Raw genomic sequence first — 4318 nt, 5'->3', positions numbered from 1 at the left:
GCACCGCCCTGCGCGCCGACCGATGCGCCGCCTTCGGTCGCGTCGTCGGCCTTCGCCTTGGCCGAACCCGCATGGCTCTTGGCCGACTTCGCCGCATGCTTCGTATGCTTCTTGGTCGAATGGACGGCCGACGACGTCGTATCCTTCGCGCCATCGGCTGCCGCGCCGACCGCATCGGTCGCACCGCCCGCCGCATTGCCCGACGCGTTCGCGCCGGCACCACCCTGCACGCCTGCACCGGCACCAGCGGCCGGCGTCTGCGCCTGCACGCCGGCACCGGCCGCGCCTTGCGCCGTCGTGCCCGTCTGGGCGAATGCGGCCGAAGTAGCGAAGGCCGTCAGCGCGGCACCGATCAGCATCGTACGAATCTTGGACATGGCAATTCTCCTCAAGAAGTTGTGCGTCCGGTCCGCAGCGATGCGGTCCGTCGCGTTCCCCGCCGCAACACGCAGCAGGTACGACAGAAGACCCGCGGCCCGCGCGGCCGGTTCGCGAATCTCTCAGACTGTTACCCACCGTTTCATTTGCTGACGAATCGCTCACAGTCCTTTACAACGTGCGCCAGCCGCCCACGCTCGCGTGCCGGCCCCTGGTGCCGTATGATGCGGAGCGTTTCCTCCCGCGCATCGCGCACCTTCCTCGTCATGCCCAATCTGGATTTCACGCTGACCGGCGAATACGTCGAGCTGCACAACCTTCTCAAGATCACCGGCCTCGCGGACAGCGGCGGCACCGCGAAGCTGATCGTCGCGTCCGGCGCCGTGAAAGTGGACGGCGCGGTCGAGCTGCGCAAGACCTGCAAGATCCGCGCGGGCCAGGTCGTGCTGCTCGGCGACACGCGCATCGCGGTACGCGAGGCGTAGCGCCCGCCGGGGTTCCCCCTGCCCGCGACATGGCCATCGGCGCACGCGTTCGACACGGTACGAATAAAGCCGTAAGCTAGCCGTCTCTCAAAATAAATACATATAGCGCGGGCCCGCACCCGCGCGAGCGCCCATTCCATGTCGCATTCCGGTCTTACGCGGACGGCCGCCGCGCCGCCGTCCCTGTCCAGTCATGCCGCCGATACCGCGCGCCTCGCCGCACCGCTCGCGATCGCGCAACTCTCCCAGATGGCGATGAGCGTCACCGACACGGTGCTGCTCGGTTCGCTCGGCCCCGATTCGCTCGCGGCAGGCGGGCTCGGCGCGAACTTCTTCTTCGTGATCGTGACGATCCTGCAAGGCGTGCTGTCGTCGGTCAGCGTGAGCGTCGCGCACGCGCGCGGCGCGCAGGCCGAGGACCGCGTGCCGCACATCTACTGGACGGGCTTCGCGCTGTCCGTGCTGCTCGCGATTCCGGCAATCGTCGCGCTGTCGCTGGCCGAACCGATCTTGCTGATGTTCCACGAGCCGCCGCTGCTCGCGCATCACGTCGGCGAATACACGGGCATCCTGCGCTACGCGGCGCTCGGCAGCCTGATCGGCGTCGGGCTGATGCGCGCGTTCCTGCCCGCGATCGGCGCCGCGCGTCGGCTCCTGTGGGTGTCGATCGGCGGCGTCGGCGTGAACGGCGTGCTGAACTACGGGCTGATCCACGGCGCATTCGGGCTGCCGCGCTTGGGCTTTCTCGGCTCGGCCGTCGCGACGACGATCACGATCTGGCTCACCGCGCTCGCCCTCATCTGGCTGCTGCACGGCCGGCAGCGCTTCCGCCATTTCGTGACCGCCGCGCGCCCGAAGCTGCCCGTGATGGGCGAGCTGATCGGCATAGGCTGGCCGGTGGCGATCACGTACGGGGTCGAATCGACGCTGTTCCTCGCCACCGGTCTCACGGTCGGCGTGCTGGGCGCGACGTCGCTCGCCGCGCACCAGATCGCGCTGAACGTCGCGTCGGTATCGTTCATGGTGCCGCTTGCGATCGGCCAGGCAGCCAACGTGCGCGTCGGCTACTGGATCGGCGCGGGCTCGCCCGTCGCCGCGCGGCACGCGGGCTTCGTCGCGCTGGCGCTCGGCGTCGGCTTCATGTCGCTGTCGGGCCTCGTGATGATCGTCGCGCCGCACACGATCGTCGGCCTGTACCTGCATCTCGACGATCCGGCCAACGCGGCCACGGTGTCACTCGCCGCGTCGCTGCTCGGCATCGCCGCGGTGTTCCAGATCGTCGACGGCATGCAGACCGTCGCGTCGGGTGCGCTGCGCGGCCTGAAGGACACGCGCATCCCGATGCTCGCCGCGACCTTTGGCTACTGGGGCATCGGCTTCCCGACCGGCTACTGGTTCGCGTTCCATGCGGGCCTGGGCGCGCGCGGCCTGTGGTGGGGACTCGCGGCCGGGCTCGCGAGCGTCGCCGCGCTGATGGCCTGGCGCTTTCACCGCAAGACCACTTCGCTGATCGCGACGGCCCGCTAGGGGCTGGTCGCGCTCGTCACGGGCTTGCGCCGTCCCCAGGCGCGACACGACGCGAAATCGCGACCGGCGCTATGCTTGTCGGTTGAACCCCTCGAGACGCCGCGCAAGCGGCGCGACTGCCTCACGATACGTCTGATTACGCCTGACGCCGCGCGACGACGCGCGGCCTTTCCCCTTTCCCGGAGGAGTGCATCATGAATGAAGCAGTTCGGATGGAACGCGACACGTTCGGCGAGATCGCCGTGCCGGCCGACCGGCTCTGGGGCGCGCAGACCGAGCGCTCGCTGCAGAATTTCCGGATCTCGACGGAGAAGCAGTCGCCCGAGCTGATCCACGCGCTCGCGATCGTCAAGCGCGCCGCGGCGGCCGTCAACCAGTCGCTCGGCGTGCTCGCCGACGACAAGGCGCACGCGATCATCGAAGCCGCCGACGAGATCATCGCCGGCAAGCATCCGCGCGAATTCCCGCTGGCGGTGTGGCAGACGGGCTCCGGCACGCAGACCAACATGAACCTCAACGAGGTGATCGCGAACCGCGCGAGCGAGCTGCTGGGCGGCGAGCGCGGCGAAGCGCGCAAGGTTCATCCGAACGACGACGTGAACCGCGGCCAGTCGTCGAACGACGTGTTCCCGACCGCGATGCACATCGCGGCCGCGTATGCGATCGTCAATCACCTGCTGCCGGCGCTGCGCACGCTGCGCGCGACGCTCGACGCGAAGTCGAAGGCGTTCGCCGACATCGTCAAGATCGGCCGCACCCACCTGCAGGACGCCACGCCGCTCACGCTCGGCCAGGAGTTCTCCGGCTACGTCGCGCAGCTCGACCAGGGCATCCGTCACGTCGAATCGGCGCTGCCGCACCTGTACGAACTCGCGCTCGGCGGCACCGCGGTCGGCACGGGGCTGAACGCGCATCCGGAGTTCGCGGTGCGCGTGGCCGACGAGATCGGCCGGCTCGCGAAGCTGCCGTTCGTGACGGCGCCGAGCAAGTTCGAGGTGATGGCGGCCGCCGACGCGCTGGTTTTCGCGCACGGCGCGCTGAAAACGGTCGCAGCCAGCCTGATGAAGATCGCGAACGACGTGCGCTGGCTCGCGAGCGGGCCGCGCTGCGGGCTCGGCGAGCTGTCGATTCCGGAAAACGAGCCGGGCAGCTCGATCATGCCGGGCAAGGTGAATCCGACGCAGTCGGAAGCCGTGACGATGCTGTGCTGCCAGGTGTTCGGCAACGACGTCGCGGTCAACGTCGGCGGCGCGAGCGGCAACTTCGAGCTGAACGTGTTCCGGCCGATGATCGCGCACAATGTGCTGCAGTCGGTGCGGCTGCTCGCCGACGGCGCGCAGAGCTTCAACGATCACTGCGCGGTGGGCATCGAGCCGAACCGCTCGCGCATCGACCTGTTGCTGAACGAATCGCTGATGCTCGTGACGGCGCTCAATCCGCACATCGGCTACGACAAGTCCGCGCAGATCGCGAAGAAGGCGCACAAGGAAGGCACGACGCTGAAGGCGGCCGCGCTCGCGCTCGGCTACCTGACCGAGGCGGAATTCGATGCATGGGTGCGCCCCGAGCAGATGATCGGGACGCGATAAAGGCAGGACGGCGGGCGCGGCGCGTCGAGCGCGGCGCCCGTCGCGCTCAGACCGCGCCCTTCGCGACCTCTTCCGGCTTCATCTCGACGATCTTGTCGAGCGCGGCCCGCACGTCGGCCGCATATTTCGCGAGCACCTTCTGCTCATCGGTTTCGGGCACGAACGGCGGCACCGGCACCGGGTTGCCGTTCTCGTCGACCGCGACGAACACGACGAGGCAGTCGGTCGTCTGGCGCAGCACGCCGCCCTTCGGATCGCCGGCGTGCACCGACACATGGATGTGCATGCTGGTCCGGCCCGTCGCGACGACGCGCGCCTTCAGCTCGACCAGATTGCCGA

General features: G+C 68.9%; 5 protein-coding genes. 3 read left to right on the top strand and 2 right to left on the bottom strand.

Annotated features, from left to right (window positions below; translation table 11 throughout):
* A partial coding sequence (locus tag JMF90_RS26350) for a hypothetical protein (RefSeq protein ID WP_201325618.1) occupies positions 1-377 on the bottom strand: 377 nt, incomplete at its 3' end.
* Positions 378-644: 267 nt separating this feature from the next.
* Between JMF90_RS26350 and JMF90_RS26345 the strand changes: the two genes are divergently transcribed.
* The 3 genes from JMF90_RS26345 (at position 645) to fumC (ending at position 3979) form a co-directional block, all read left to right on the top strand.
* The gene (locus tag JMF90_RS26345) at positions 645-863 is read left to right on the top strand and encodes an RNA-binding S4 domain-containing protein (RefSeq protein ID WP_006486208.1); all 219 of its coding nucleotides are present in this window, start codon (positions 645-647) and stop codon (positions 861-863) included.
* Between the two features lie 138 nt (positions 864-1001).
* Positions 1002-2390 carry a multidrug efflux MATE transporter NorM gene (gene norM, locus JMF90_RS26340; protein WP_011544914.1) on the top strand — a complete coding sequence of 463 codons (1389 nt, stop codon included), beginning with the start codon at positions 1002-1004 and terminating at the stop codon, positions 2388-2390.
* Between the two features lie 194 nt (positions 2391-2584).
* On the top strand, positions 2585-3979 hold the full coding sequence (gene fumC / locus JMF90_RS26335; protein WP_011544913.1) for a class II fumarate hydratase: 1395 nt from the start codon (positions 2585-2587) through the stop codon (positions 3977-3979).
* A gap of 46 nt (positions 3980-4025) precedes the next feature.
* Here the strand turns inward: fumC and JMF90_RS26330 are convergent.
* Positions 4026-4318 (bottom strand): acyl-CoA thioesterase (locus tag JMF90_RS26330; RefSeq protein WP_374104271.1); only part of this gene is annotated, 293 nt, incomplete at its 5' end.

Source organism: Burkholderia sp. E168m23, assembly GCF_016586125.1.
GTDB classification, from domain to species: domain Bacteria; phylum Pseudomonadota; class Gammaproteobacteria; order Burkholderiales; family Burkholderiaceae; genus Burkholderia; species Burkholderia orbicola.
Note: the sequence above shows the minus strand (reverse complement) of the source record. Positions and strands in the feature narration are given on the sequence as shown.